The organism is Chryseobacterium takakiae (assembly GCF_900129385.1).
Lineage (GTDB): Bacteria > Bacteroidota > Bacteroidia > Flavobacteriales > Weeksellaceae > Chryseobacterium > Chryseobacterium takakiae.
Genome location: NZ_FQVO01000036.1, coordinates 1 through 2,809, shown reverse-complemented (window position 1 = coordinate 2,809; position 2,809 = coordinate 1). Strand labels below are relative to the sequence as shown.

Annotated in this window: 3 protein-coding genes; all 3 read left to right on the top strand. The window is 34.8% G+C overall.

The genetic code is table 11. The features are described from left to right. Positions 1-1,312, top strand: a 1,312-nt coding sequence (locus BUA76_RS18950; protein WP_143149961.1) for an RHS repeat-associated core domain-containing protein, incomplete at its 5' end; no start/stop codon positions are given. Between the two features lie 3 nt (positions 1,313-1,315). Beyond that, positions 1,316-1,795: an SMI1/KNR4 family protein gene (locus BUA76_RS18945; RefSeq protein WP_072886359.1), complete on the top strand. Its 480-nt coding sequence runs from the start codon at positions 1,316-1,318 to the stop codon at positions 1,793-1,795. 436 nt (positions 1,796-2,231) lie between these two features. Then, the coding region (locus BUA76_RS18940) for an RHS repeat-associated core domain-containing protein (RefSeq protein ID WP_394332947.1) at positions 2,232-2,809 on the top strand (578 nt) is incomplete at its 3' end.

Here is a 2,809-nt window from a genome sequence, read left to right as displayed (position 1 = left end):
TCAGTATAATTATTTAAATTTACCAAAGAAGATTACTCAGAACTCTGTAGCAACAGATTATACGTACAGAGCAGACGGAGTGAAAGTGAAGAAGCTCTTTGGAGAATTACAGACGGATTACCTCGATGGTTTCCAGTATAAGTTCACCTATGCCTGGGAAGATGAAACGGGAACAATGACAACTGATGGGATGAAATTAAGGATCATCCCTACCCCGGAAGGGTATTTTGATGGATTAAGGAACAGGTATTTTTATAATTATACCGACCATCTTGGGAATATAAGATTAAGCTACAGCGATGCTAACGGAGATGCAATTGTAACCGGTGATATTGTTATTGAAAATTGCCAGACTTTTCCGGATGGCAGTACAGCATGTAACAATTATATTACACCCGGCGAAGCAGAGGGGGCAAACAATTATTATCCTTTTGGGTTAATGCATAATGCACAAAGCTATAATTTTGATAATGCATATCAGTATAAGTACAATGGAAAGGAGCTGCAGGAAACGGGAATGTACGATTACGGTGCAAGGTTTTATATGCCGGATATTGGAAGATGGGGTGTCGTAGATCCGCTCGCAGAAGTTTCAAGAAGATGGAATCCTTACAACTATGCCTATAATAACCCGATAATGTTTATTGATCCTGACGGAATGTTATCAGTAAGTTCTATTCAGGAAATGTGGGATAATACCTCAGGATCTAGTACTTGGACAAACAATGGAGATGGTACTTTTGATGGAGGTGAAGATGATCCTAAAAAGAAAAATGTGCGAAAAGCAGGATCAATGCCTACAGGTATGACGGAGGAAGAATCTCTTAAGGAGGTTGTGACTATTGATGGAAAGAAATATCATAAGAACACAGGAAATCTTGGAGCCGAGATTGGTAATAAAATAAATTCATTTTTTGGGGGCGATGATGATTACTTTGTAGAACATAAAGAGTATGATCCAGTATTAGATAAAGAACTTAAAACTGGAGCGGAAGTAGGATCATATTTTATTGGAGGAGTAGGAGGAAAAGCAGGTGTAAGAATTTTTACAGAAAAAATGTTCATTAATAATCTAAAAAAAATAGGTTTTAAAGAATTACAAGTTGTAGTAAAAGGCTATTCCACTGAAATGAATGCTTTTTTCAAATCTGGAGGAAAAGAAATAGTTAGTAAAAAAGCTTTACAAGCCTATAAAGAATTAGCTACAAGAATAGTTAACGGAACAGGAGGTGCTCCTGCGGGGAAGGCTACCGAAACAGCTCTTAAAGTGCAAATTCAAAGACTGGAAATGATTAATAAAGCTTTAAAATAAATTATGGAGGATAAAGAACAAAACCAATTAATTTTACTTAAAAAACATTTTGTAAATGAGGGTGTAAATAATTTCACAACCGTTGATGATTTAAAAATACATGAGTTTCAAAATAATAATGCAGTATTAATTCCTTCGGATCTTAAACAATATTTTATGCTAATAAATGGGAGTGATGATATTCCGTTAGATAATCTATTTGAATTTTATGGTATTGATAGGGTCAATAGAATAGTTAATGAATTTAAAGACTGGAAAGGAGTGCCAGACTACAGTAAGTTAGATTTTCAAAAATTTGAAAATGTTTTTATTTTTGGAAACTATGAATTTAATTTTTACTCTTTTGGAATAGAGTTATCTAATACATCATCCTCTACAAACCGGATTTTTATTTTTTGTGGAGAAGAGTATAAAGTTATTGCCAATAGTTTTGATGATTTTATAGATCTCTACCTTAATAATCCTGAAGAAATATTTATGTAAATATTTCCTACGCTACGCAAAGTTTATAACTTTGAGCGAGAAGTAATAACTCATTGCAGAATTGCGATGGGTTTTACTATGACCGAAATTATTATATAGATCATTTAATGAAATAAAAAGAGTTGATTTTGCTTGTCGTTCAATTAAACTGCTATGTAATAGATTAACATTGGTTATTGCTACGATAGAATTTCATTTTTATTAACTTTGTGTAAATCAATCACATTATTGATAATCCCTCCCCGCTGGCGCGAGCGTCCCGCTCGTGCCTGTAGATACAAAGAACCCTCGCAATTTTGCAAGGGTTTTTATGTTTCTTAAAACACGTAAAATTTAATTAAATATTTAAAATTAATTTAATTATTTAAATTTACCGAAGAAGATTACTCAGGATGCTCAGGTAACAGATTATCTGTACCGTGCAGACGGAGTAAAAGTGAAGAAGCTCTTTGGAGGATTACAGACGGATTACCTGGATGGTTTCCAGTATAAGTTCACCTATGCCTGGGAAGATGAAACGGGCACGATGACAACTGATGGAATGAAATTAAGGATCATCCCTACCCCGGAAGGTTATTTTGATGGATTAAGGAACAGGTATTTTTATAATTATACCGATCACTTGGGGAATATAAGATTAAGCTACAGTGATGCTAACGGAGATGCAATTGTAACCGGTGATATTGTTATTGAAAATTGCCAGACTTTTCCGGATGGCAGTACAGCATGTAACAATTATATTACACCCGGCGAAGCAGAGGGGGCAAACAATTATTATCCTTTTGGGTTAATGCATAATGCACAAAGCTACAATTTTGATAATGCGTACAACTATAAGTACAATGGTAAGGAGCTACAGGAAACGGGAATGTATGATTATGGCGCAAGATTTTACATGCCGGATATTGGACGATGGGGTGTGGTGGATCCATTAGCGGAGAAATACAGAAGATGGTCACCTTATAATTATGTGATGAATAATCCTTTAAGATTTATTGATCCGGATGGCAGACA